The organism is Agromyces sp. H66, from assembly GCF_004959775.1.
Taxonomy (GTDB): Bacteria; Actinomycetota; Actinomycetes; order Actinomycetales; family Microbacteriaceae; genus Agromyces.
On sequence record NZ_SJZG01000001.1, the window covers coordinates 35,549 to 59,648 of the forward strand.

Below are 24,100 nucleotides of genomic sequence, written 5' to 3' on the forward strand. Positions count from 1 at the left end.
TGGCCGGGCACCTAGGGTGGGGGACAGGCGGCCGCGGCAGGTTCGCCGAGCCTCATGCCGGCAGTCGAAGGGAAGCACGCCATGAAGATCGTCGTCGTCGGGGGAGTCGCAGGCGGGGCATCCGTCGCCGCACGGGCACGTCGACTCGATGAGTTCGCCGAGATCATCGTGTTCGAGAAGGGCGACTACGTCTCGTTCGCGAACTGCGGCCTGCCGTACCACATCGGCGAGGTCATCACCGATCGCAGCCGGCTGCTGCTGCAGACCCCCGAAAGCCTGCGCGAGTCGCTCGACATCGACGTGCGCGTGGGCACCGAGGTGCTCGCGATCGACCGCGAGGCGAAGACGGTCACCGTGCGCGAGATCGCGAGCGGCCGCGAGTACGTCGAGTCCTACGACAAGCTCGCGCTCTGCCCGGGCGCCGACCCCCTCCGGCCGCCGCTGCCGGGCGTCGACCTGCCGGGCGTGCACGTGCTGCGCAACATCCAGGACATGGACGAGATCAAGGCGCACCTCGACGCGGCGCTCGAGGCCGCGGCATCCGCTCGGGGTCGCACCGTGCACGCCGTGGTCATCGGCGCCGGCTACATCGGCGTCGAGATGGCCGAGAACCTGCGCCACCGCGGCGCGGCCGTGACCATCGTCGAGCTGAGCGACCAGATCCTGCCGCCGCTCGACAAGGAGGTGTCGATCCCCGTCGAGCAGCACCTGCGCAGTCGCGGCGTCGACCTGAACCTGTCGACGGCCGCCGCGGCGTTCGCCGAGCGCCCCGGCGGCGGCATCACGGTGGAGCTGCAGAACAACCGGTTCCTCGAGGCCGACCTCGTGATCCTCTCCGCGGGCGTGCGGCCGGCGGTCGGGCTCGCGCGCGACGCCGGGCTCGAGATCGGGCCGCGTGGCGGCATCGTCGTCGACACGCACATGCGCACCTCCGACCCGAACATCTGGGCGGCGGGCGACGCCGTCGAGACCGCGCACACCGTGCTGCCGGGGTCGGTGCTCACTCCGCTCGCCAGCCCGGCCAACCGCGAGGCGCGCGTCGCCGCCGAGAACATCTGCGGGCGCGACACCGAGTACGTGTCGTCGCAGGGCACCTCGATCGTGAAGGTGTTCGACATGGTCGCGGGCGGCACCGGCGCGACCGAGCGGCAGCTCGCCGCCGACGGCATCGACTACCGCACGGTGCACATCCACCCGTCGGGGCACGCCGGCTACTACCCGGGCTCGGCGATGATGCACCTGAAGCTGCTGTTCGCCCCCGGCAGCGGCAAGATCCTCGGCGCGCAGGTCGCCGGGTTCGACGGCGTCGACAAACGGCTCGACGTGCTCGCCACCGTGCTCCGGCTCGGCGGCACGGTGCACGACCTCGAGCAGCTCGAGCTCGCCTACGCGCCGCCCTTCGGGTCGGCGAAGGACCCGGTGAACATGGCCGGATTCGTCGCGAGCAACGTGCTGAAGGGCGACCTCACGCTCTGGTACGCCAAGGACTTCCCGGCCGCCACCGAGGGCGCGCGGCTCGTCGACGTGCGCACCCCCGAGGAGTACGGCATCTGGCACATCCCCGGTGCCGAGAACGTGCCGCTCGCGACTCTGCGCACCGCGAGCGAGGGCTGGGACCGGGAGACGCCGGTGCGGCTGTACTGCGCGGTCGGCTTCCGCAGCTACCTCGCCCACCGGGCCCTCGTGCAGCGGGGATTCACGGATGTCGCGACGCTCTCGGGCGGCTCGAACACGTTCCGCTACTGGCACGACGTGGAGCCCGCGTCGCCCGCGGCACCCGCACCCGAGACCCACTACGCCGAAGCGGTCGATCTCATCGCGGCGATGAAGGGCACCGGCAAGTCGGTCGACCTCGACTGCACGGGCCTCGCGTGCCCCGGCCCGATCATGCGGCTGTCGAGCACGATGAGCGAGCTCGCGGCGGGCGACGAGGTCGTCGTGCGCGTCTCCGATCCGGGCTTCGCGAGCGACGGCCCCGCGTGGGCCGCGAGCCACGGCCACGAGCTGCTGTCGATGCAGCCCGAGGGGCCGGGCTACGTCGCCGCGTTCCGCAAGGGCGGGGCCGCGGCATCCGCTTCGGGCGCGCCGGGACTCGCGGTCGCGCAGAAGCTGAACCAGACCTCGTTCGTGGTGTTCTCGGGCGATCTCGACAAGATGCTCGCCGCGTTCATCATCGCGAACGGCGCCCTGGCCATGGGCCAGAAGGTGTCGATGTTCTTCACCTTCTGGGGCCTCAACGCCCTGCGTCGGGAGGACCCGCCCAAGCGCGACCATTCGGCGCTCGAGCGGATGTTCGGCATGATGATGCCCTCCGGCCCCGACAAGCTGCCCCTGTCGCAATTGAACATGGCCGGCGCAGGTCCGGCGATGATCAAGCGCGTGATGAAGGAGCACGACGTGCAGTCGGTGCCCGAGCTGATCAGCGCGGCGCACGAGAGCGGCGCGCGCCTCATCGCGTGCACGATGACGATGGACCTGCTCGGCATCGCCGAGTCCGACCTCATCGACGGCATCGAGCTCGGCGGCGTCGCGACGTTCCTCGGCGAGGCCGGGAAGTCGGGCACGACGTTGTTCATCTGACCGGGTGCTCGACCCGGGGTACCGTCGACATATGCCTCCCAACGTGAACGAGCGCGATGACGAGGTCGACCTGCTCATCGACGCGTGGTCCCGTCGGCTGCCCGACGTCGACCTCACGCCGCTCGACGTGATGTCGCGCCTGCGGCGCGTGTCGAACCGGCTCGGCCGCCTGCGCGCCGACGCCTTCAGCGGCGCCGGCCTTGCGGCGTGGGAGTTCGACGTGCTGGCGGCCCTCCGACGGGAGGAGGCGCCGCACGAGCTCAGCCCGGCCCAGCTGATCGAGGCCACCATGATCGGCAGCGGGGCGATGACGAACCGCCTCGACAACCTCACGCGTCGCGGGCTCGTCGAGCGGCGGCCCAACCCGCGCGACGGGCGCAGCGTGCTCGTTCGCCTGACCGTCGACGGGGCGACGCGCGTCGATGACGCCATGCGGCGGCTCGCCCACCGCGAGGCCGAGGCGCTGCGCGGCCTCACCCACGACGAGCAGGCCACGCTCGCCGAGCTCCTGCGCCGCCTCGCGCGGGATTCCGCCTAGGGCGTGTGGATCCAATCCGATGTGATTCAGATCAGCGATGAGCGGAGCGTTCTCAGTCTCGACGTCAGTGGCGACGCGTAACGTCGGCCCGGTGGCAGTGAACCGGACTCGAGTGTCCCGCGTCGTGATGATGTGCGGGCCAGGTGGTGCCGGAAAGACCACCTACGCCAAGCGCCTGGAGCGCGAGGGCTGGACGCGTTTGTCGTTCGAGGTGGAGTTCTGGGATCGCGGAATCACGACGATGCCCTCCGCCGACGTGGTCGCCGAGGTGGCAGCAGACCTGAAGGCGCGCTTGCTGCGCCACGTCGCGCGCGGAACGATGTCGTGCTCGACTTCGGATTCTGGTTCCGGCGACAACGCGATGAGTTCCGTGCACTGCTCGCACCGCAGGGCATCGTGCCGGAGACTGTCTACATCGCGACGGACCTCGAGACCATCCTGAGCCGCGTCGGTGACCGACACGGCAGGCAGGCGGACGATTGGCCGCTGACCGTGCAGACGGCGACGGAGTACTTCGAGCGGTTCGAGCCGCCCACGCCCGAGGAGGGGCCGCTCGAGATCATCCGCTGAGCGTGTGGATCGAGGGATTCGAGCTTATGGCGCCGCGATCACTCTCGCCGCCGCCCTGATCTGGATTGAGTCAGACGTGATCCACACGCCCTGGGCAGGCCGGTGCCGACGAGCGTGCGACATACGATGGCAGTGTCACACCCGATCGTTCGACGGGAGTCGCCATGGTCCAGGTCCGCGTGCTCGGTGTTGCGCTCGATGCGTCGGGGCAGCACATCATCCTGCTGAAGCCGCTCGGCGAGGAGGTGAGCGAGGGGCGCGTGCTGCCGATCTGGATCGGCTCGCAGGAGGCGACCTCGATCCTCATCGCCATCCAGGGCGAACAGGCGCCGCGGCCGCTGACGCACGACCTCATGAAGACGCTGCTCGACACGGTCGGTGCTCGAGTCGAGCGCATCGAGGTGACCCGCATCGAGGACGGCACCTTCTACGGGGAGATCACCCTCGACACCCCGGCGGGCCCGCTCGTGCTCGACGCGCGCCCGTCGGACTCCGTCGGGCTCGCCGTGCGGACCGAGGCGCCGCTGTTCGTCGCCGACGAGGTGCTCGAGGAGGCGGGGATCCCCGCCGAGATGGTCGAGCCGCACACCGACGAGGAGGAGGCGCTCGACGAGTTCAAGAAGTTCCTCGAGGACGTGGACCCCGAGGACTTCCAGGGCTGAGATGCGGGTGGGGCATCCGAAGGCAGCCAGGCGACGGCAGGCGACGGGGTCGACGGCGTGAGCTGGGTCTGGACGGTCGCCGGTCTCGCCGTCATCGCGTTCGGGCTCAATGAGGTCTTCCACACGGTGCTGCACCCGACGGGCCGGGGCAGGCTCACGCATCTCGTCGCCGGCACGACGTGGCGGCTCTCGTCTCGGCTCGGCCGACGCGGACGCACGCTGGCCGGCCCGCTCGCCGCGGTCGCCGTGGTCACGATGTGGGCGGCGCTGCAGATCGCGGGTTGGACCCTCGTCTACCTGCCGCACGTGCCCGACGGATTCGCCTACAACACGGGGATCCGGCCCGACGTCTATCCCGCCGTGGTCGAGGCGTTCAACTACTCGGCGGTGAGCATGTCGACCCTCGGGCTCGGCGACGCCTATCCGATCGACCCGTGGTTGCGCGTCTTCGCGCCGTTGCAGGGGCTGATCGGGTTCGCCCTCCTGACCGCGGCGGTGGCGTGGTTCCTGGAGCTCTACCCGGGACTCGGCCGGCGCCGCGCGCTCGCGCTGCGCATCGCGCTCATCCAGCGCGCCGACACCGCCGGGCACCTGCTCGACATGGAGGCCGGCACCTCCAGCAGCCTGCTGGACTCGCTCACCGCCGACCTCGCGCAGGTGCGGGTCGACCTGTGGCAGAACGCCGAGTCGCACTACTTCACCGAGGAGGTGCCGGAGGCCTCGCTCGCGGCGCAACTGCCGTACGGCATGCACCTGGCGAGGCTCGCGCGGAGCTCGCCCGACCGCACCGTGCGCAACAGCGGCCAGATGCTCGAGGAGGCGATCGACGACTTCGCCGACGTGCTGCGCCTCCGGTTCATCCCTCGACTCGGCGGCGGCACCGACAAGATCCTGCGGGAGTACGCTCGCCAGCACCGGCAGCAACCGATGCCGTCGGGCGACGCGCGCGAGCCCGAGGCCTGAGCGGGGCCCCGGGCATCGGCCGGTGGGGCAGAATGGCGGGCATGGATGCCGCGATCCCAGCCCTCACGGAGATGCCGTCGCCCCGTTACGTCATGTCTGCCGAGGGGCGACGCATCGCCACGTATCTCTGGGGCGCGGAGGATGCCCCGACGGTGCTGTGCGTTCACGGATTCGTGTCGAGCTGCCGTGACAACTGGGTGAACACGGGCTGGGTGCGCGACCTCACCCGTGCGGGGCTCCGCGTGCTCGGCCTCGACCAACGCGGCCACGGTGCGAGCGACAAGCCGCACGAGGCATCCGCCTACGGCATGGACGCACTCGTCGCCGACGTCGTCACGGTGCTCGACACCTACCTGATCGACACCGTGCACTATGTGGGGTACTCGCTCGGTGCGCGCGTCGGCTGGCAGGTCGCGGTGCAGGTGCCCGACCGCGTCGATCGTGCGGTGCTCGGCGGCATCCCCGACGGGCGCCCACTCGCGCGCATGCAGGTCGAGCAGGCGCGCGCCTACGCCGAGGGCGGCGCGCGGGTCGAGGAACCGGTGACCCGCAATTACGTGACCCTCGCCGAGCGGGTGCCCGGCAACGACCTGCTCGCGCTCGTCGCGCTCGCCGAGGGGATGCGGCACGGCGACGCCGACCCCGATCCGGCGCACCCGCCGCGGCAGCCCGTGCTGTTCGCGACGGGCAGCGACGACGCGATCCTGGCGCAGTCGCGGGCGCTGGCGGATGCCACGCCGCACGGCTCGTTCGTCGAGTTGCCCGATCGGCACCACTTCAATGCGCCCGCGTCGCGGGTGTTCCGGCGGGCGGCGGTGGAGTTCCTGACCGGAACTCGCGACTCCGAGACGGATCGGGCCGCCCCGCCGGGATTCCCCGTGATGCCGGCTTCGCCCGCCGACCACGTCATCACCGAAGAATCGGTGAAGGAACGCCGCGACGACGCCTGAGCGCGGCGCACGGGCTCAATGCCGGCCGTACAGGTCGTCGATCGACGCTACCGGCACGATGCCCCGCGCCGCCCGCTCCAGGCCCGGGTCGAGGGTGACGAACGCATCCGCCTGCAGCTTCGCGACCGCCAGGTACTCCGCCGGAGCGGTGTCGTCCCAGCCGAGTTGCGTCGCCAGCTTCCAGGCGACCGCGCGCGAGACCCGGTCGCCGAGCAGCCGGATGCGCATCGTCGTGATGCGGTCGAGGGCGAGGAGCGCCTCGGCCTCATCGAGTTCGCCGCTCCGGACGCTGCCGTACAGCAGCGACATCGCGTGCGAACGGAGGATGCTCGGCCCCACGAGTGCGTGCTCGTCGGGCATCGTCACGTCGTCTCGTGCGAGCCTGACGGCGGTGGGCGCGTCGATCGCGTATCTGGTCATGTCGGCATGATGCCACGCGGCATCCGCTCGCCGCCGATCAACGGCGCACGCGATAGCGCAGGTGAAGCACCCGGTTGCCCTGGACGACTACGTCTGGGTCTTCCAACAGGTGCTGCGCGTGGACCGACCCGAAGTAGCGCTTGCCGGACCCGAACACGACAGGGGCGACGTCCATGCGCACCTCGTCGACCAGGCCCGCGGCAAGCAGCTGGCCACCGACGTCGCCGGCGGCGACCTCGACGATGCGGTCGCCCGCAAGCTCCTGCGCCTCGGCCATGGCTGCCTCGACGCCGTCGACGAAGTGGAACGGCGCCTCGGGGTCCCAGCCCTCGGGCGCCGGCCGGTGCGTCACGACGACCACGTGGTCGATCCCGCTCGGAGGCGTCCCGTCCCAGCCGTCCGTCAGGTCGAAGACGTGGCGGCCGGCGATGGTCACCCCGACCTGGTCCCAGTACGGCCGGACATGGTCGTAGGACGCTTGCGACACGTTCAATACGCCGCTGTCGTCCAACGGCACGTCACCGCTGACCAACCATTCGAACAGTGGACCGGGATCGTCGTTCTCAGCCGCAATGAAGCCATCTACCGACACCGACGCATTCATGACCACTTTCCCCATGGGTTCCTCCTTGGTTTGGAGTCCCAAGTTTCGTATGTCGTGAATCGTCGCTCTTGTAAGAAATCAATCGGCTGGCAGCGGCCAGCCTTCCAGCGCGTGATCGGGATGTTCGCGTAGGAATCGTTGCCGGACTTCGACATACCGGGTCGGTGTGAGCCCGGTGAACTCCCGGAATTCGTGGACGAAGTGGGCCTGGTCGAAATAGCCTGCGCGAGCGGCGACGTCGCCCCAGTCGATAGGTGCGGCTACGTTGATGGCCAACACGGTCGCGGTGAATCGGTAGCTGCGCGCCAGCCGCTTCGGCGTGACGCCGATGACCTCCTTGAACCGCTTCGCCACGTATGTGCTGCTGGCGTGGGCTGCCACGCCGATGTCGCTGATCGGCACCGCTCCGCCCGTCTCCGCGATGGCGCTGGCCATGTGGCGGACGATGTCCAAGCCGTTGATCGCGCGCAGCCGTCGCACCAGTTCCTCCTCGAGCAACATCAGCATTTCGTGCGGTGCGTCCGCCAAGGTCAGTCGATGTCGCAGGTCAGCGATAGCGGGCCGGCCCCAGATCTGCTCCACCGTCGTCGGTCGGTCGCACAGCTCGGCCGCGGGCATCGGAAGGAACGGTGCCAGTCCCCACGGTCGAAAGTGGACCCCCACAGACCGGGTCGGGGTTGGGTAGCCGAACTCCCACGCACGGGTGGGCGTGGTGACCGCGCAGCCGTCCGCGTACTCCACGGCGTCAACGTCGGTGCCTGCGCGGATGAGAAACGGCGCCCCGAGATTGACGATGAGCAAGGGCGCGGGCGCCGCCGGCAGCATCAGCCGGGCGTACGGCGGCGCACCTTCCAGGTAGTAGATGTCGTCGATCAGCCCGTCCAGCGGCGGTCGCGGCACTCTGGACACGTACTCCACGCCCACAGTATCGACGACGCCCCGCCCCGCGTACACCCTGCTTCGCGAAGAGCCCGGAGACGGCGGCGGATGGTGCGCGGCGTCGGGGAGTCCGCCGGCATCACCCGCCGCCTGGCGGGGGTTCGATCAGTGCGTGTGCGCCGCTTCGCTGCGCCGGTACTGGTAGGGATTGGTGAGGATCTCGACCTCGGGTACCTCGGGGTTCATGCCCGACTTCCAGGTCTCGTCACCGAGCTCGCTGCGCAGGTACTCGACGGTGTTCTCGAGCTTCTGGCGCACCGAGGGAAGGTCGCCGGCCACGAGCTTGCCGTCGAACTTGACGGGCTCGCCGCCGACCAGCACCGTGTGCACGTCGCCGCGTCCGGCCTGGTAGACCACGTGCCCGTACGGGTTCACGATCGGCGTCATGGTGGGGGAGTCGTCGTTCTTGATGAGCACCACGTCGGCGAGCTTGCCGGGCTCGAGGCTGCCGATCTCGTCATACCTGCCGAGCGCCTTGGCGCCGCCGCGGGTCGCCCAGTCGACGACGTCCTCGACGCGGATCATCGCGTGCGTGACCGTCTCGCCCCTCTCGTGCGCCTGGAAGTGCTCGAATGAGCGGTCGGCGCCGACGGTGGCCCGCATGGCCGCGAACATGTCGGCGCTGAACCACACGCTCGTGTCCACCGAGAGCGAGGCCTGGATACCGTGCTTGCGCAACGCGTGGGCGGGCGGATATCCCTGACCGCAGGTCTGCTCGCTCTCGGTGGAGAGCGAGACCGTGCCGCCGGTCGCGGCGATCATCTGATACGACTCCTCGCTCAGCGTCGCGGCGTGCACGTAGATGTTGCCCGGCTGCATGACGCCGTTCTCGTACATGATGCGGATGCCGTTGTCGTTCGTCGCGCCCCACACGCCCGCGTGCGTGGTGACCTTGAGGCCGAGCTCCTTCGCCGCCTCGAATGCCGGGCGCTCGGGGAAGCTCTCGTCGCCCGGAACGTCGAACGCGATCTGCGCGCCGAAGAGCCGCGAGTCGTCGCGCGCGCGCTCGATGATGCGCCGCACCGCCGGGTCCTGCGTCCACTCCCACGGGGCGTTCGCGAGGTTGCCGTAGGCGAGCACGAAGCGTCCGGGCGAGGTCGCGAGCGCCTCGAGCGCCGCCTCGCCGTGGTCGGGCGTGCGGAGCCCGTGCGACCAGTCCACGCTGGTGGTGACGCCCGACTCGACGGCGTCGAGCGCCGAGACGAGGTCGCCCGCCGCGACATCCTCGGGGCGGAACTTCATGCCGTGCTCGAGGTAGTACCAGACGAAGTACTGCGTGAGGGTCCAGTCGGCGCCGTAGGCGCGCATCGCGGTCTGCCACATGTGGCGGTGGGTGTCGACCATGCCGGGCATCAGGATGCCGCGTGCGGCGTCGATCTCGAACGCGTCGTCGGGCGCGGCGAGGTCGACGCCGACCTCGGCGATCTTCCCGTCGATGACGAGCACGTCGCCCTCGGGAAGCACGGTGTGGGCATCGTCCATCGTCAGGACGATTCCATTGCGGAACACGATCGGCTGGCCGGGGCGTGGACTGGGGGTACCGGACATTCTGACGCTCATCCTCCTTGATTCGCGGTCGCCTGGCGGGGTGCGCCACCGATCGGGGGCCGTTGCGGCGGCTCACGCCACTTGACTTCGCCGAATCGGTCGACTTGACTCAGGTTAAGCACTGCTGTACACGGATGTCCAGTGCCACTTGGCGAGAGGCGCCGCCCCCGAAGGAGAGACCTTGAGCGAACGAACGATCGTCGTCGTCGGCGGCACGTCCGGCATCGGACTGGAACTGGCGAAGGACTGCATCGCACGCGGCGATCGCGTGGTGATCACCGGACGCGATCAGGCCCGCACCGAGGAGATCGCGGCATCGCTCGGCCCCGGGGCATCCGGTGTGGCTCTCGACATCTCGGAGCCGAAGTCCATCGGCGGCCGGCTCGCGTCGATCGGCCGGGTGCACGGCCTCGTGCTCTGCGCGATCGAGCGCGACCAGAACACCATCCGCGACTACGACATCGACCGAGCCGTTCGGCTGGTGACCCTGAAGCTGGTCGGATACACCGAGGTGGTGCACGCGCTGCTCGACCGGCTCGACCCGTCGGTCGACACGGGCATCGTGCTCTTCGGGGGCCGAGCGAAGGACCTGCCCTACCCGGGTTCCACGACGGTGTCGACGATCAACGGCGGGGTCGCGGGCCTCGTCAACACGCTCGCCCTCGAACTCGCGCCCATCCGCGTGAACGCGCTGCACCCGGGCATCATCGGCGACAGCCCGTTCTGGGCGGGCAAGCCCGAGGGCGTGCTCGACCAGTACGAGCGGCGCACGCCGGGCGGCAAGCTCGCGACGATGGCCGACGTCGTCGACGCCACGCAGTTCCTCCTCCGCAATCGCGGCGTCTCGGCGGCGAGCCTCTACGTCGACCGCGGTTGGGCCATCACCTGAGCGGATGCCGCGGCCGGCGGTGCGACCGATGATCCGCGATCCCGCCGGGGCGACCGGCCCGGCCGCGTGCCCGCGCCTACAATTGCGGCAACGACGGCCGGGGCTGCGACATCGGCCGCCCGGAACGAACGCGATGGGGGAGTGAGCATGCCGGAGAACCTCGGCGCACGCCTGCGAGAGGCTCGGATGAAGCGCGGACTGAGCCTGCGCAGCGTCGCCCAGGCGCTCGGCGTCTCGGCGAGCCTCATCTCGCAGGTCGAGATCGGCAAGACGCAGCCGTCGGTCTCGACGTTGTACGCGCTGGCGAGCCATCTCGGTGTCTCGCTCGACGAGCTGCTCGGCATCTCCGCACCCACGGCCGCACCGACCGTGTCGGCTGCACCCCTGTTCGGTCACAGCGGTCCGCCGCTGCCCGACGTGCAGCGCGCGGCCGACAACCCGGTCATCGAGATGGAGAACGGCGTGCGCTGGGAGCGGCTGGCCGTCGGCGCGGGCGGCCCGGCCGACGGGCTCCTCGTGACGTACGAGCCCGGTGCGTCGAGTTCCATCGAGGGCAAGCTCATGCGGCACGCGGGCGTCGAGTACGCGTACCTCCTCGAGGGCGAGCTCACCCTGCAGCTCGAGTTCGACACCTACGTGCTCCACCCGGGCGACTCGTTGCAGTTCGACTCGACGAGGCCCCACCTGTACACGAACCGGGGCACGGTGCCGGCGAAGGGTGTCTGGTTCGCGGTCGGGCGCCGGCAGCCGTACTCCGGCGCGACGGATGCCTCGGCCGGTGGGTCGGCCCAGGCCTCCGGGCCGACGCAATCAGGCGCGCCCATCAGCTCCGCAGTCGACGCGATGCGCGCCATGGACGACTTCCGGCCCTGATGCCGGCTCGCCCGGCCCTATCCGGTGTGCACCGCCGGGCGGGGTTCGGTGGCCCACGGATCGACGAGGGTCTTGATCTGCAGCGATCGCCCCTCGACCAGGGGCTGCAGCGCCTGCTCCGCGACGAGGTCGAGCGGGATCACCTCGCGGGCGAGGTCGGACCAGTCGGGGCGGGTGCCGAGCAGGCGCACGGCCTCGGGGAAGTCGTCGGCGAACACGTGGGCGACGGTGCCGACGATGGTGTACTCGTTGAGCGTCCACCGGCCGAGGGGCAGTGCGGGCTCGCCGCGCTGGATGCCCACCGGAACGATCGTCGAGCCCGGTTCGGCCGCCTCGAGCACCGAGGCGAGCCCGGGCGCCGACCCGCTGACCTCGAAGAACACGTCGGCGTCCATGCCGAGTTCCGCGAGCCGATCGCGCAGCGGGGCTGCTCCTGCCAGGAGGGTGGATGTCGCGCCCAGGCGCAGGCCGAGTTCGAGGCGTTCCTCGTCGCGGTCGACCACCAGCACGCGTGCGCCGGTCGCGGCCGCGGCGAACGTGATGAAGGCGCCGATGCCGCCCACGCCGACGATGACGGCGTCCTGGCCGGCCCGGAGTCCACTGCGACGCACCGCGTGCACCGCGATCGCCATGGGCTGGGTGAGGCCGAGGGTGTCCATCGGCAGCCCCGAGTCCGACACGTCGAGCACGATGCTCGCCGGGGCGGTCACGTAGCCCGCCAGCCCACCGTCGTGATGGAAGCCGATCGTCGAGTAGTTGCGGCAGAGGTTCGTGCGGCCCCGGCGGCACGGCGTGCACTCCCCGCACGACACGCCCGCCCCGCAGACCACCGTCGCGCCGACGGGCGGCGAGCCCACGCCGGGGCCGACGGCCTCGACGACGCCCGCGAACTCGTGGCCGAGGGTGACCGGCGGCTGCGCGAGCACGAGCCCGCGGCCGAACTCGGTCGCGTCGCTCCCGCACACGCCGCAGACGCCGACGCGGATGAGCACCTCGCCCGCCCCGGGTTCGGGCACGGGCCTCTGCTCGGTGCGGAGGTCGCCGACCGCGTGCAGCACGGCGGCACGCATGTCGCTCACGCGATCGATCCCTCCGAGAGCGGCAGCTGCACGGCCGAGCGTTCGGCGATCATGCGCCCGAGGGCCTGGTCGTAGACCGCCTTGTGCGCGGGGTGGTCGAGGTAGGCGTCGAGCGCGGCCGCGTCGTCGAGGACGGCCGCGACCCCGTAGTCGGCGCCGCCCGGTCGCAGGTGCAGGTTGGGCCCCACGACGTAGGAGCGGAGCTCGGGGATCTCGGCCCGCATGCGCAGGAGCGATGCCGTGAGCTCCGTGACCTCCGCCTCCGTGACGTCGTCCTTCCAGCGGAATGTTGCGATGTGGAGGATCATGGGTTCCTGCTCTCCTCGTCGAGGTGTGTCCAGTGATGATTCACACGTCCATGCGCTTCTGCCCAAAATATCAGGCTTCCTCCCGAACTGTGTACATCGTTGCTGTACTCTCGTGGGTGCCGACGGAGGAGAGGGGACGCGCATGGCCGACCGGAGGATCGCGGTGCTCGGAGCCGGAGCGAACGGGGCGTCCGTGGGGGCCGATCTCACCGCCGCCGGGCTCGACGTGGTGCTCATCGAGCAGTGGCCGGCGCACGTCGAGAAGATGCGTGCCGACGGCGTGCGCATCCTCTCGCCCGAGGGCGAGTTGCACGTGCGCCCGCGCACGCTGCACCTGTGCGAGGTGGCCGAGCTGAAGCACGGGTTCGACGTCGTGCTCATGCTCATGAAGGCCTACGACTCGCGCTGGGCGGTGCAGCTGATCGAGCCGTATCTCGCCGCCGATGGACTGATGGTCGGTGTCCAGAACGGCATGACCGCCCGCATCGTCGAGGAGGTCGTGGGCGCGCACCGCACGATGGGTTCGGTGATCGAGTGCTCGGCGACCATGGAGGAGCCCGGCATCGTGCACCGGCACACGGGGGTCTCGCGGTCGTGGTACGCGGTCGGGGCGCTGCCGGGCGGTCCCGCGGACCGCGAGGAGGAGATCGCGTCGCTCCTTCGGCACTCCGGCACCGTGGCGGTCGTCGACGACATCGAGGCGGCGAAGTGGATGAAGCTCGTGAGCAACTGCACGCTGCTCGTCACGAGCGCGATCCTCGGCCTGCCGATGCTCGACGCGTTGCACACGTCCGGCTACCGCGACGTGATGATCGCCGCGGGCAACGAGGCGCTCGCCGTCGGCGTCGCGCTGGGGCATCCGGTGCTCCCGATCTTCGGGCTCACGCCCCAGGAGATCGCCGACCCCGACGAGGTCGTCGACATCATGACCGACAAGCTCTTCGCGGGCTTCGTGGTGCCCGGGGCGACGACGACCGTGCTGCAGGACTGGCGCAAGGGTCGGCACAGCGAGGTCGACGACCTCAACGGGCACGTGGTCGCGCGCGGTACCGAGGTCGGCATCCCGACCCCGGTCAACCGGGTCGTGACCGAGCTCGCGCACCGCATCGAGCGCGGCGAGCTCACTCCCGATCGGGGCCATCTCGAGAGCATGCTCGCCGCGCTGCGCTGAGCGGCCGGCCGGCCGCTCGGCCAGCCGGCCGGCCGGTCAGCTCATCAGCCGCGACCCTGCACCGCGTAGGGGTTGATGAGCGCCTCCTCGGTGCCGGGCACGATGCCCTCCTCGGTAGCGGTGGGCTTGTCGGGGTCGGGCGGGAACGACTCGGTCATCGACATCGGCATGGAGCCGTTGCGGTAGAGGTTGTTCGAGCCCTGCGAGGGCGTCCAGTCGTACGGCTCCCAATCGGGAACGTAGTTGCGGTAGCCGCCGGTGTTCACCTCGACGCGCATGCCGCTCGGCTCCCGGAAGTAGAGGAAGCTCTGCTCGCCGATGCCGTGGATCGACGGGCCGTACTCGATGTGGGTTCCGTTCTCCATGAGCACGTCGGCACCCTGCAGCAGCTCCTCGCGCGAGTCGACCCAGAACGCGTAGTGGTTCACCCGGCCGGGGCGGCTCGAGCTGTCGAGCACGACGCCGAGGTCGTGCGACTTCTCGTTCGTGGTGAGCACCGAGAACACCGTGAGGGGTGCCTCGTCGAGCACGGTGTAGGCCATGATGCGGAAGCCGAGCACGTCGCTGTACCACTTCGCGAACCCGCGGACGTCGGATGCCGCGACCGTGACGTGGTCGAGCTGACGCGGGCCCACGGCGTGCTTGCTGCGCTTCTCGGGGCGATCGGGGAACACCGACGCGAGCTCGTCGGCCGCGCGGTACTTCTCGACCTCCCAGAACAGCTCCATGGTGTGGCCGTAGGGGCCGGTGAAGCGGTACGAGCGACCGTGGCCGTGGCCCTCGGCGATCCACTCGCCGGTGACGCCGGCGTCCTCGATGCGCTTGGCAGCCTCGTCGAGCGCCTCGGCGCTCGTGGTGCGCCAGGCCATGACGTTGAGCGCCGGTTCGGCGCCCTCGGCGATCACGAGCGAGTAGTTGTAGTAGTCGCCCCACGAGCGCAGGTAGACCTTGCCGTTCGCGCGCGACTGCACCCGAAGCCCGACCTGCTCCTCGTAGAAGCGGACGGAGGCCTCGACGTCGGGCGTCGCGAGCTCGAGGTACGAGAGGTGGGAGAGGAGGTTGATCATCGTCGATCCTTCAGTCGGGGTGCGGTGATGACGACCGCTGGTTCTGAGGCCGGCGAACCGGCACCCTTCCACTGTCGACGCGTCCCGGGTATCAGGGAACCCGAATCTGTTGATGCCGGGCATCGTTCTGATCGATGACCCAGTCAGGTCCGACAGTGACGGGATCGGGGCATCCATGAGACTGATGCCGTTCATCATCAATCCGGCCTTCACTGATAGCGAGAGTCGGATGTTGACTGGGGCCACGCCGCTCACCGGTGCGCGCGTGATTGGAGATCGACCCTGTGACATCGTCGTCCGACGGACTGACCGCCCCCTTCGCCCTCGTGCGCTTCCGCACGGGCGACGGCGCCCGCGGAGGCGGAGCGCCGTGCCTCGGCCTCGTCGCCGGTGACCGGGTGCGCGAGATCGGGCCCGACGAGCTCGGAGCGCCCGACCTCAACGCGTTCCTCGCCGAGGCGCCCGGGTCGTGGGAGCGGCTCCGCGCGGCCGCCGAGCAGGCCGACGCCACGTGGCATCCACTCGCCGACGTCACCCTCACCGCACCCGTGACGCCCCGCCAGGTGCTGCAGACCGGCGCGAACTACCGCACGCACGTCATCGACCTCGTGGCCGCGGGCCGCGCGAAGAACGACCCGCGCCCCATCGAGGAGTTGCGCGAGTGGGCCGCCGACATGATGGATCGCCGGGCGCGCGAGGGCACCCCGTACTTCTTCATCGGCCTGCCCGCCGCGGTCGTCGGCGACGACGTCGACCTCGTGCTGCCGAGCTACAGCGAGCAGCACGACTGGGAGCTCGAGCTCGCCGTGGTGATCGGCCGGGAGGCGTTCCGGGTCGACCGCGAGCACGCCATGGAGCATGTCGCCGGGTACACGATCGTCAACGACATCACCACGCGCGACCTCGTGTTCCGCGAGGACATGAAGGAGATCGGCACCGACTGGTATCGCGGCAAGAACGCGCCGGGGTTCCTGCCGACCGGCCCGTTCCTGGTGCCGGCGCCGTTCGTCGCGAACCCGGGCGCCCTGCACCTCGAGCTCACCCTCAATGGCGAGACGATGCAGGATGCCACGACCGACGACCTCCTCTTCGACCTGCCCGCCCTCATCGCCGGTGCCTCCGAGAACATGCCGCTGCTGCCCGGCGACCTGCTGCTCACGGGCAGTCCCGCCGGCAACGGCATCGTGCACGGGCGGATGCTCCGCGACGGCGACGTGATGGTCGGCGCGATCGAGGGGCTCGGCGCCCAGACCGTGCGTGCCGTCGCCGAGGGGAGTGCCGCATGACGACCACCCCGACCGAGGTCCCCGCCGCCCTCGACCGCACCGACCCCGAGCGCCACATCGCCGAGGCCGCCGAGGCGTACCGCAACTGGGGCCGCTGGGGCGACGACGACCGCCTGGGCACGCTGAACTTCATCGGCGACGCCGAGCGCGCCCGTGCCGCCGGGCTCGTGCGACGCGGCGCGAGCTTCTCGCTCTCGCAATCCTTCGACATGGACGGCCCGCAGCTCGGCTGGCGACGTCGCACCAATCCCATCCACACCATGCTCGGCACGGGCACGGATGCCGCGGCCGGCACGCAGGGATTCCCCCACGGCATCACCGGGGCCGACGACATGATCACCATGCCGCTGCAGTGCTCGACGCAGTGGGACGGCCTCGGCCACATCTTCGACCGGGGCATCGCGTGGAACGGCCGGCCCGCGGAGGAGGTGGTCACGAGCGAGGGCGACCTCGTCACGGGCATCGAGCACGCGGCATCCGTCATCTCGGGTCGCGGCGTTCTGCTCGACGTCGGCCGCCACCTGCGGCCGGAGACCGGTGAGCTGGAGGACGGCTACGCCATCACCGTCGCCGACCTCGAGGCGTGCATCGCCGCGCAGGGCGCGACGAGCGCCGTCGGCCGCGGCGACCTCCTGCTCGTGCGCACCGGCCGCTATGCCCGGGCGCTGCGCGAGGGCTGGAACGGCTACGCGGGCGGCCCGAGCGCGGGCCTCTCGTTCACGACGGCCGGATGGCTGCACCGCACCGAGATCGCCGCCGTCGCGACCGACACCTGGGGCTTCGAGGTGCGCCCCAACGAGTTCGACGACGCGTTCCAGCCGCTGCACCAGATCGTGATCCCCAACATGGGGCTCACCATCGGCGAGATGTGGAACCTCGAGGCGCTCGCCGCCGACTGCGCGGCCGACGGCGTGTACGAGTTCCTGCTCGTCGCGCCGCCGCTGCCCATCACCGGGGCGGTCGGCTCGCCCGTGAATCCGATCGCCCTCAAGTAGCCCGAGACCCGAACCCGAACCATGACCCGAACCCGCATCCCGAAGGAGGGATCCTGATGACCGCAGTCTCCCGAGTCGCCATCGTCGGCTCCGGCGTGGCCGGCACCGCCGCCGCCATCCTGCTCGCCGAGGGCGGCGTCGACGTCGACGTCGTCGAGATCAAGCCCGACCTCACCGCCCTCGGCTCGGGCATCACGCTGCAGGGCAACGCCCTGCGCGTGTTCGACCGGCTCGGCGTGTGGGACGAGGTCAGGGAGGCGGGCTACACGTTCGACGTGGTCGGACTGCGCACCCCGGGCCCCGACGCCAAGGTCATCGCCGAGGTTCCGGATGCGCCGACCGGCGGCCCCGAGTACCCGGCGACGGCGGGCATGTACCGTCCCGACCTCGCCCGCATCCTCGCCGACCGCGCCACCGAGCTCGGCGCGCGCATCCACTACGGCACGACCGTGGCGAGCTTCACCCAGGACGCCGACGGCGTCGACGTCACGCTCAGCGACGGGACCACCGGCCGCTACGACCTCCTCATCGGCGCCGACGGCCTGCACTCCGCCATCCGTGCGCAGCTCGGCATCGAGACCGAGCCCCAGCGCACCGGTATGGGCATCTGGCGCGCGTTCGTGCCCCGCCCGAAGGACGTCACGCACACCGACCTCTACTACGGCGGGCCCATCTACATCGCCGGCTACTGCCCGACGAGCGAGGAGATGATGTACGCCTACCTCGTCGAGCCCGCTCAGGACCGGCATCTGCTCACGCCCGAACAGGGCGTCGAGGTCATGAAGGAACTCTCCCGGGCGTACGGCGGGCCGTGGAACGAGATCCGCGAGTCCCTCGGCGCCGACTCGCGCGTCAACTACACGTGGTTCACCACGCACATCGTGCCCGACGCGTGGAACCGCGGCCGGGTCGTGCTCATCGGCGAAGCCGCGCACAGCTGCCCGCCCACCATCGCGCAGGGCGCCGCGCAGGCCGCCGAGGACGCGCTCGTGCTCTCGCAGCTGCTGCTCGGGCGCGACGCCGTCGACCAGGCCCTGTGGGACGAGTTCCACGCCCGCCGCCTGCCGCGCGCGACCGAGGTCGTCGAGGCATCCGTGCAGCTCGGCCGGTGGCAGATCGACCACGTGCAGGACGCCGACGTGCCCGGCATGATGCGGCGCATCGCCACGCTCGTGAGCCGGCCCGCATGAGCGACCGCCACGCCCAGGCCACGTCTCCGTCGGCGGATGTCGCGGCCGCACCGGTCGTCGACGTGCACGCGCACCTGCTGCTGACCGAGTTGCAGGACGAGGTCGCGGCGCGCGACCCCGAGGGCTTCGCCGCCGCCCAGGCGCTCGACGCCCGGCGCAACGGGACCGAGAGCATGGCGGCATCCGGTCGCATGATCGGCGAGCGGATGCCGCTGCTCATCTCGCTCGACGCGCGCCTCGCCGAGATGGATCGGCAGCGCGTCGACGTGCAACTCGTCTCGCCGTCGCCGTCGCACTACTATCCGTGGGCCGGCGAGGAGCTCGCCGCGTGGGCCGCACGTGAGACGAATCGCGCGGTGGCCGCGCACGTCGCGGGCGCGCCCGATCGGCTGCTCGGCCTCGGACTCGTGCCGCTGCAGCATCCGCACCTCGTGGTCGCAGCGCTCGAGGACGCCGTGATCGCGAACGGCCTCGCGGGCGTCGAGATCTCGTCGTTCGCCGGCGACGTCGAACTCTCCGACGAGCGGCTCGCGCCGTTCTGGGCGCGCGCCGAGGAGCTCGACGCGGTCGTGTTCCTGCACCCCTTCGGCTGCAGCCTCGACGAGCGGCTCGACCGCTTCTACCTCTCGAACACGGTCGGCCAGCCCGTCGAGAACGCGGTCGCGCTGTCGCACCTCATCTTCTCGGGCGTGCTCGACCGGCACCCGCGCCTGAAGCTCGTCGCCGCGCACGGCGGCGGCTACCTGCCGACGTTCCTCGGCCGTTCCGACCATGCCTGGCAGGTGCGGCCCGAGGCCCACGGATGCCGCGAGCTGCCGTCGTCATACCTGCGCCGCCTGCGCTTCGACTCGCTCGTGCACACGCCGAGCGCGCTGCGCGCACTCGTGGACGCCGCGGGCGCCGACCGGGTGCTGCTCGGCTCGGACTACCCGTTCGACATGGGCGTCGACGACCCGGTCGAGCGCGTGCTCGAGGCCGGGCTCCCCGACGCCGAGACGCGCGCCATCCTCTCGGGGAACGCGGGCGAACTGCTCGGGGCGCGGTTGCCGCGGGCCGCAACGCGCGTCGGCGTCACGGCGCGCATCACCGAAGGAGGGGCGGCATGAGGATCGCCAGATGGATGCATCAGGGCAGCCTCGGCGAGGGGTTCGTCATCGGCGACGGCGTCGTGCCGTTCCCGCGCGGGCTCACGGTCGCCGACGTGCTCGCCGCCGGGCTCGCCGAGGTGCCCGCGCTCGCCGCGGAGCTCGAGGGCGACGGCGAGGCATCCGCCCCGCTCGTGCCGCTCGCCGAGGTGGAGCTGCTCGCGCCGCTCGTGCCCGCGAGCGTGCGCGACTTCGCGGCCTTCGAGGAGCACGTCGAGGGCGTCACCGCCTCGGTCGACGGGGTGAGCCACGTGGCGCCCGAGTGGTACGAGCTGCCCACCTTCTACTTCACGAACCCCCACTCGATCGTCGCGACCGGTGCCGTCGTGCGGCCGCCCGCCACCGAGCGGCTCGACTTCGAGCTCGAGGTCGGCGTCGTCATCGGCGGCGTCGCGGGTTCCGACGGCCGCGACCTCGCCCCCGCCGAGGCCGACGCGCACGTCTTCGGCTACACGATCTTCAACGACTGGTCGGCACGCGACATCCAGGCCCGGGAGATGCAGGTGCGGCTCGGCCCGGCCAAAGGCAAGGACTTCGCCACGACGCTCGGCCCGTGGATCGCCACCGCCGACGAGTTCGACGATCTCGTCGACGACGACGGCTTCCTGCCCATCGTGATCGAGGCGTTCGTCAACGGCGAGCGCGTCGGCCACGACCTGCTCTCGAACATGGGCTGGCCGTTCCGTGACCTCGTGGCCTACGCGTCCCGTGATTCACGCGTCGTGCCCGGCGACGTGCTCGGCTCGGGCACGGCCGGGAACGGCGGATGCCTCGCCGAGCTGTGGGGGCGGGCCGGCTCCCTCACGCCGCCGCCGCTGGTCGAGGGCGACGAGGTCGTCCTGCGCGTCGAGGGCATCGGCGAGCTCCGCAACACCGTCGGACGTGCGGTTCACGTCCCCCCGATCCCTCCGGCACGGTCGCGCTCGCGCGCCCGCGCCAGAGGGTGATCCCACCCATCCGCACACCCATCACCCGAGGAGTCTCAATGGCGAACACCTCAGTCCAGACCGAGCCCGGCACTCGCCGGCCCGGTGTCCTCCAGGCCGTCCTGCTGCTCGCGGGCAGTTGCATGCCCGTGCTGGGGTCGGTGCTCCTGACGCCGATCCTGCCGCAGCTCTCGGCCGAGTTCGGCGGTGCCCCGGGGGGCGAGATCCTCGTGCCCATGGTGGTCGCCATCCCGGCGCTGATGATCGCGCTCTTCGCGCCGTTCGCCGGGCAGATCGTCGACCGACTCGGGCGCAAGAAGCTGCTCATCATCGCGATGTTCGCGTACACGCTCGTCGGCATCGCGCCGGCGTTCCTCGACACGCTCCCGGCGATCCTCGCCACGCGCGTCGGCGTGGGCATCACCGAGGCGGCGATCATGACGGTCTGCACGACGCTCATCGTCGACTACTGGCATGAGCCCGAGCGGCGGGCGAAGTACCTCGGGCTGCAGACCATCGTGACCACCCTGGCCGCGACCGCGTTCATCGCGATCGGCGGCGCGGCGGGCGCGGCGGGCTGGCGCACGCCGTTCTGGATCTACCTGGCGGCGGCGATCATCGCCGTGCCGATGATCTTCCTGCTGTGGGAGCCGAACAAGGCCGACCCCACCGATTCGCACGCGCGCGCGCCGAAGGTGCCGATTCCGTGGCGCCGGATCGCGATGCCCCTCATCGTCGGCCTGTTCGGCGGGTTCACGTTCTACGTGCTCGTCATCGAGGCCAGCTACCTCCTCGTCGACGCGGGCGTCGCACCCACCGACACCCCGACGATCGGCGGGATCGCGGCACTCGCCTCGCTGGCGACGGCGGCCGGCGGCTTCACCTTCACGCGGATCGCCAAGGTCGGCGTGAACCGGATCCTCCCCGTGGCGTTCGCCCTGCAGGCGGTCGGCATGCTCATCATCTGGTTCGTCGGGGGTGTTCCCGGAGTCGCGGTGGGAGCCATCGTCGGCGGCGCCGGTTCGGGTCTCCTGCTGCCGTCGATGCTCACGTGGGCGGTCGGGTCCACCCGCTTCGAGGAGCGCGGCCGCGTCACCGGGCTGTGGACCGCGGCGTTCTTCTTCGGCCAGTTCCTCACGCCGATCATCATGGGCGCGATCACGGCCGCCGTCGGATCGCTGCCGGTCGCCGTGGGCGTCGTCGGCATCGCGTGCGCGGTGGCGGCGATCCTGCTCGGCTTCGGCCTGCGGAAGTCGAACATGGCTCCGGCCGAGGAGGTCACCGCGACGGTCTGACCCCCGGACGGCGGGGCGGGGCGCCGGTGCGCACCGCCCCGTCGCCGAGTTCGGCCGCGGCCTCCTCGAACAGGGTGCGCATCCACTCGTGCTCGGGGTCGCGACGGTGCATCGGATGCCACCACAGCGCGTTCGAGATCGGGGTCGCGTCGAACGGCGGCTCGTACACGCGCACGTCGGCCATGGCCCGCGCGTAGCCGGCGAGTCCGGCCTGCAGGAGGCCGAGCCGCTGGGTGCCGGCGACGTACAGCGGCAGCGCGAGGAAGCTCTCGACGACCGTGCCGACGGTCGGCTCGACGCCGAGCTGCTGGATCTGCCGGCTCGCCGAGGTGAAGGCGGTCTGCGACTGGTACGTGAACACCCACTCCGACTCCGCGACATCCGCCATCGTGACCTCGCCCCGGATGCGCTCGTTGTCGGCCGAGGCGATCACGACCCAGCGGTCCTTCCAGAGGTCGGTGTAGGGCAGGTCGCTGAGGAAGCCGTGCGGGATCATCAGGGCATCCGCCGAGCGGAGCCGGTTCACGGCGTCCTCGATCACCTGCGGGGAGTGGTACATGAACCGGAAGCGGATGCCGGGCGCCCGTTCGGCGGCCAGCATCGCGACCCGGCGGCCGAGCGTCGCGAACGCGTAGTCGGACCCGTAGACGGCGAACTCCCGCGACGATTCCTCCGCGTTCCACTCGGCCTGGCTCTCGAACACCCGGCGTACCGCCTCGAGCGCCGCGGGCGCCTGCTCCGAGAGCCGGGAGGCGAGCGGCGTCAGTTCGTAGGTGTTGCCCCGTCGCGCCAGGATCGGGTCGTTGAAGTGGGTGCGGAGCCGCGCCAGCGACGCGCTGAGCGCGGGCTGGCTGAGGCGCAGGCGCTCCGCCGCGCGCGTGACGCTGCGCTCGGTGAGCAGGGCGTCGAGCGAGACGAGCAGGTTGAGGTCGAGGCGGGAGAGGGAAGGCTGGTCGGACACGTCGTCGTGGTCCTTCGAACGGGGCTGGGGTCGGGCCCCAGTCTATCGACCCGGCCGATTCTCGGGGGCTCGGGTATCGCGGTGGATGATTGCGATGGCCTTCGGCCTGACCGGTCCGTGCCCGTGCTCACCGCAGGTCGAGCCGCATGAGCACTCTCGGGAACCCGTTCAGCACCGAATCGGTGTCGGCGGCCTTCGTGAACCCCGCCCGTTCGAACAGGTTCCGGGTGCCGACGTAGGCCATCGTGAGGTCGATCCTGGCGCCGCGGTTGTCGAGCGGGTACCCCTCGATGGCGGGCGCGCCGTGCTCGCGCGCGAACTCCACGGCGCCGGCGAGCAGGTGATGCGAGATCCCGTTTCGGCGGTGGCCGGGACGCACGCGGATGCACCACACCGACCAGACGTCGAGGTCGTCGACGTGCGGGATCTTGCGGTTCTTCGCGAAACTCGTGTCGGCGCGGGGATGCACGGCGGCCCAGCCCACGACCTCGTCGCCGTCGTACGCGAGCACGCCGGGCGGCGGATCCTCGAGCACGAGCTCGCGCACGCGCTCGCCACGCGCGGGACCGCGGAGCGAGGTGTTCTCCTTCGAGGAGAGCAGGCGGTAGCTCAGGCACCAGCACACGCTCGCGTCGGGCCGCTTGGGCCCGACCATCGTCGCGACATCCTCGAACACGCTCGCCGCGCGCACCTCGATCGCCATACCGATACCCTGCCACCCGCCGCCGACAGCGTGAGGGCAGTCGAACCCGACGACAGCATCGCGCCCGAGCGTCGCGACGCCTACGAGCACGCCTTCGAAGCGATCGACGCAGACCCCGCCCAGACCCTCGTGGCGGTCGAGGCATCCGGCGGAGAGGCGGTCGGCACCATGCAGCTCACGCTCATCCCCGGACTCGCGCGGGGCGGCGCCACGCGGATGCAGATCGAGGCCGTCCGCGTGGCCGAGTCGGCGCGGAGCCTCGGACTCGGCACGGCGATGATGCGGTGGGCGATCGAGCGGGCGCGCGCGAGCGGGGCGGCCCTCGTGCAGCTCACGTCGGACGCCCGCCGCGCCGACGCGCACCGGTTCTACGAACGGCTCGGATTCGAGGCGTCCCACGTGGGCTACAAGCTGTTCTTCTGAGCGGGATGCCCCGGC

At 70.9% G+C, this 24,100-nt stretch carries 24 protein-coding genes and 1 pseudogene; 16 read left to right on the forward strand and 9 right to left on the reverse strand.

Translation table 11 applies throughout. The features are described from left to right. Window positions 1-81: 81 nt before the first annotated feature. The 6 genes and pseudogenes from EZM51_RS00185 (at window position 82) to EZM51_RS00210 (ending at window position 6,263) form a co-directional block, all read left to right on the forward strand. The gene (locus tag EZM51_RS00185) at window positions 82-2,580 is read left to right on the forward strand and encodes an FAD-dependent oxidoreductase (RefSeq protein ID WP_136706073.1); all 2,499 of its coding nucleotides are present in this window, start codon (window positions 82-84) and stop codon (window positions 2,578-2,580) included. A 31-nt stretch (window positions 2,581-2,611) separates the two neighbouring features. Next, window positions 2,612-3,118: a MarR family transcriptional regulator gene (locus EZM51_RS00190; protein WP_136706074.1), complete on the forward strand. Its 507-nt coding sequence runs from the start codon at window positions 2,612-2,614 to the stop codon at window positions 3,116-3,118. 130 nt (window positions 3,119-3,248) lie between these two features. After that, window positions 3,249-3,688, forward strand: a pseudogene (locus EZM51_RS20935) (ATP-binding protein). A gap of 164 nt (window positions 3,689-3,852) precedes the next feature. Continuing rightward, on the forward strand, window positions 3,853-4,350 hold the full coding sequence (locus EZM51_RS00200; protein WP_136706075.1) for a bifunctional nuclease family protein: 498 nt from the start codon (window positions 3,853-3,855) through the stop codon (window positions 4,348-4,350). Window positions 4,351-4,407: 57 nt separating this feature from the next. Continuing rightward, entirely contained in the window at window positions 4,408-5,313 is a 906-nt protein-coding gene (locus tag EZM51_RS00205) for a potassium channel family protein (protein ID WP_136706076.1), read from the forward strand. A gap of 41 nt (window positions 5,314-5,354) precedes the next feature. Beyond that, window positions 5,355-6,263: an alpha/beta hydrolase gene (locus EZM51_RS00210; RefSeq protein WP_136706077.1), complete on the forward strand. Its 909-nt coding sequence runs from the start codon at window positions 5,355-5,357 to the stop codon at window positions 6,261-6,263. 15 nt (window positions 6,264-6,278) lie between these two features. On the opposite strand, the gene EZM51_RS00215 is transcribed toward EZM51_RS00210, so the two are convergent. The 4 genes from EZM51_RS00215 to EZM51_RS00230 form a co-directional block, all read right to left on the reverse strand. Further along, the gene (locus EZM51_RS00215) at window positions 6,279-6,683 is read right to left on the reverse strand and encodes a type II toxin-antitoxin system VapC family toxin (RefSeq protein WP_136706078.1); all 405 of its coding nucleotides are present in this window, start codon (window positions 6,681-6,683) and stop codon (window positions 6,279-6,281) included. A gap of 37 nt (window positions 6,684-6,720) precedes the next feature. Then, window positions 6,721-7,302: a dihydrofolate reductase family protein gene (locus EZM51_RS00220; RefSeq protein ID WP_136706079.1), complete on the reverse strand. Its 582-nt coding sequence runs from the start codon at window positions 7,300-7,302 to the stop codon at window positions 6,721-6,723. A gap of 63 nt (window positions 7,303-7,365) precedes the next feature. Next, a complete protein-coding gene (locus EZM51_RS00225) occupies window positions 7,366-8,205 on the reverse strand; it encodes a helix-turn-helix domain-containing protein (RefSeq protein ID WP_211195764.1) in 840 nt (279 codons plus the stop codon). 126 nt (window positions 8,206-8,331) lie between these two features. Next, window positions 8,332-9,708: an amidohydrolase family protein gene (locus EZM51_RS00230; protein ID WP_211195765.1), complete on the reverse strand. Its 1,377-nt coding sequence runs from the start codon at window positions 9,706-9,708 to the stop codon at window positions 8,332-8,334. Between the two features lie 247 nt (window positions 9,709-9,955). Between EZM51_RS00230 and EZM51_RS00235 the strand changes: the two genes are divergently transcribed. Together EZM51_RS00235 and EZM51_RS00240 are read left to right on the forward strand one after the other, a co-directional pair. Beyond that, window positions 9,956-10,663, forward strand: coding sequence for an SDR family oxidoreductase (locus EZM51_RS00235; protein ID WP_136706081.1), 708 nt, complete (start codon window positions 9,956-9,958; stop codon window positions 10,661-10,663). Window positions 10,664-10,810: 147 nt separating this feature from the next. Next, a complete protein-coding gene (locus tag EZM51_RS00240; protein ID WP_136706082.1) occupies window positions 10,811-11,536 on the forward strand; it encodes a helix-turn-helix domain-containing protein in 726 nt (241 codons plus the stop codon). A 17-nt stretch (window positions 11,537-11,553) separates the two neighbouring features. Here the strand turns inward: EZM51_RS00240 and EZM51_RS00245 are convergent, their stop codons facing one another. Together EZM51_RS00245 and EZM51_RS20400 are read right to left on the reverse strand one after the other, a co-directional pair. After that, on the reverse strand, window positions 11,554-12,606 hold the full coding sequence (locus EZM51_RS00245; protein ID WP_248305433.1) for an alcohol dehydrogenase catalytic domain-containing protein: 1,053 nt from the start codon (window positions 12,604-12,606) through the stop codon (window positions 11,554-11,556). 5 nt (window positions 12,607-12,611) lie between these two features. Then, the gene (locus EZM51_RS20400; RefSeq protein ID WP_169053727.1) at window positions 12,612-12,923 is read right to left on the reverse strand and encodes a Dabb family protein; all 312 of its coding nucleotides are present in this window, start codon (window positions 12,921-12,923) and stop codon (window positions 12,612-12,614) included. Between the two features lie 142 nt (window positions 12,924-13,065). Between EZM51_RS20400 and EZM51_RS00255 the strand changes: the two genes are divergently transcribed. Then, the gene (locus EZM51_RS00255; RefSeq protein WP_136706085.1) at window positions 13,066-14,094 is read left to right on the forward strand and encodes a 2-dehydropantoate 2-reductase; all 1,029 of its coding nucleotides are present in this window, start codon (window positions 13,066-13,068) and stop codon (window positions 14,092-14,094) included. Between the two features lie 44 nt (window positions 14,095-14,138). Here EZM51_RS00255 and EZM51_RS00260 read toward each other — a convergent pair whose 3' ends face one another. After that, entirely contained in the window at window positions 14,139-15,161 is a 1,023-nt protein-coding gene (locus EZM51_RS00260; RefSeq protein ID WP_136706086.1) for a VOC family protein, read from the reverse strand. 284 nt (window positions 15,162-15,445) lie between these two features. On the opposite strand from EZM51_RS00260, the gene EZM51_RS00265 reads away from it, so the two are divergent. Genes EZM51_RS00265 through EZM51_RS00290 form a run of 6 tightly spaced genes read left to right on the forward strand, consistent with a single transcriptional unit; the run spans window position 15,446 to window position 21,998 of the window. Next, window positions 15,446-16,447, forward strand: a complete 1,002-nt coding sequence (locus EZM51_RS00265; protein ID WP_136706087.1) for a fumarylacetoacetate hydrolase family protein — start codon at window positions 15,446-15,448, stop codon at window positions 16,445-16,447. Beyond that, window positions 16,444-17,442, forward strand: a complete 999-nt coding sequence (locus EZM51_RS00270; protein ID WP_136706088.1) for a cyclase family protein — start codon at window positions 16,444-16,446, stop codon at window positions 17,440-17,442. The genes EZM51_RS00265 and EZM51_RS00270 overlap by 4 nt, the downstream gene beginning before the upstream one ends. Window positions 17,443-17,498: 56 nt before the next feature. After that, a complete protein-coding gene (locus EZM51_RS00275; RefSeq protein WP_136706089.1) occupies window positions 17,499-18,632 on the forward strand; it encodes an FAD-dependent oxidoreductase in 1,134 nt (377 codons plus the stop codon). After that, window positions 18,629-19,738: an amidohydrolase family protein gene (locus EZM51_RS00280; RefSeq protein WP_136706090.1), complete on the forward strand. Its 1,110-nt coding sequence runs from the start codon at window positions 18,629-18,631 to the stop codon at window positions 19,736-19,738. Before EZM51_RS00275 ends, EZM51_RS00280 begins: the two co-directional genes overlap by 4 nt. Beyond that, window positions 19,735-20,724: a fumarylacetoacetate hydrolase family protein gene (locus EZM51_RS00285; protein WP_136706091.1), complete on the forward strand. Its 990-nt coding sequence runs from the start codon at window positions 19,735-19,737 to the stop codon at window positions 20,722-20,724. Before EZM51_RS00280 ends, EZM51_RS00285 begins: the two co-directional genes overlap by 4 nt. A 38-nt stretch (window positions 20,725-20,762) precedes the next feature. Then, window positions 20,763-21,998 carry an MFS transporter gene (locus tag EZM51_RS00290; RefSeq protein ID WP_136706092.1) on the forward strand — a complete coding sequence of 412 codons (1,236 nt, stop codon included), beginning with the start codon at window positions 20,763-20,765 and terminating at the stop codon, window positions 21,996-21,998. Here the strand turns inward: EZM51_RS00290 and EZM51_RS00295 are convergent. Continuing rightward, complete coding sequence (locus EZM51_RS00295) at window positions 21,982-22,959, reverse strand: LysR family transcriptional regulator (RefSeq protein WP_136706093.1); 978 nt, start codon at window positions 22,957-22,959, stop codon at window positions 21,982-21,984. The two genes, EZM51_RS00290 and EZM51_RS00295, sit on opposite strands and share 17 nt — an antisense overlap. 127 nt (window positions 22,960-23,086) lie before the next feature. Continuing rightward, window positions 23,087-23,662 (reverse strand): GNAT family N-acetyltransferase, encoded by a 576-nt coding sequence (locus EZM51_RS00300; RefSeq protein WP_136706094.1) that lies wholly within the window; start codon window positions 23,660-23,662, stop codon window positions 23,087-23,089. Window positions 23,663-23,692: 30 nt separating this feature from the next. Here EZM51_RS00300 and EZM51_RS00305 point away from each other — a divergent pair, with 30 nt between their 5' ends. Continuing rightward, complete coding sequence (locus tag EZM51_RS00305; RefSeq protein WP_248305379.1) at window positions 23,693-24,085, forward strand: GNAT family N-acetyltransferase; 393 nt, start codon at window positions 23,693-23,695, stop codon at window positions 24,083-24,085. The last annotated feature ends 15 nt before the right edge of the window (window positions 24,086-24,100 follow it).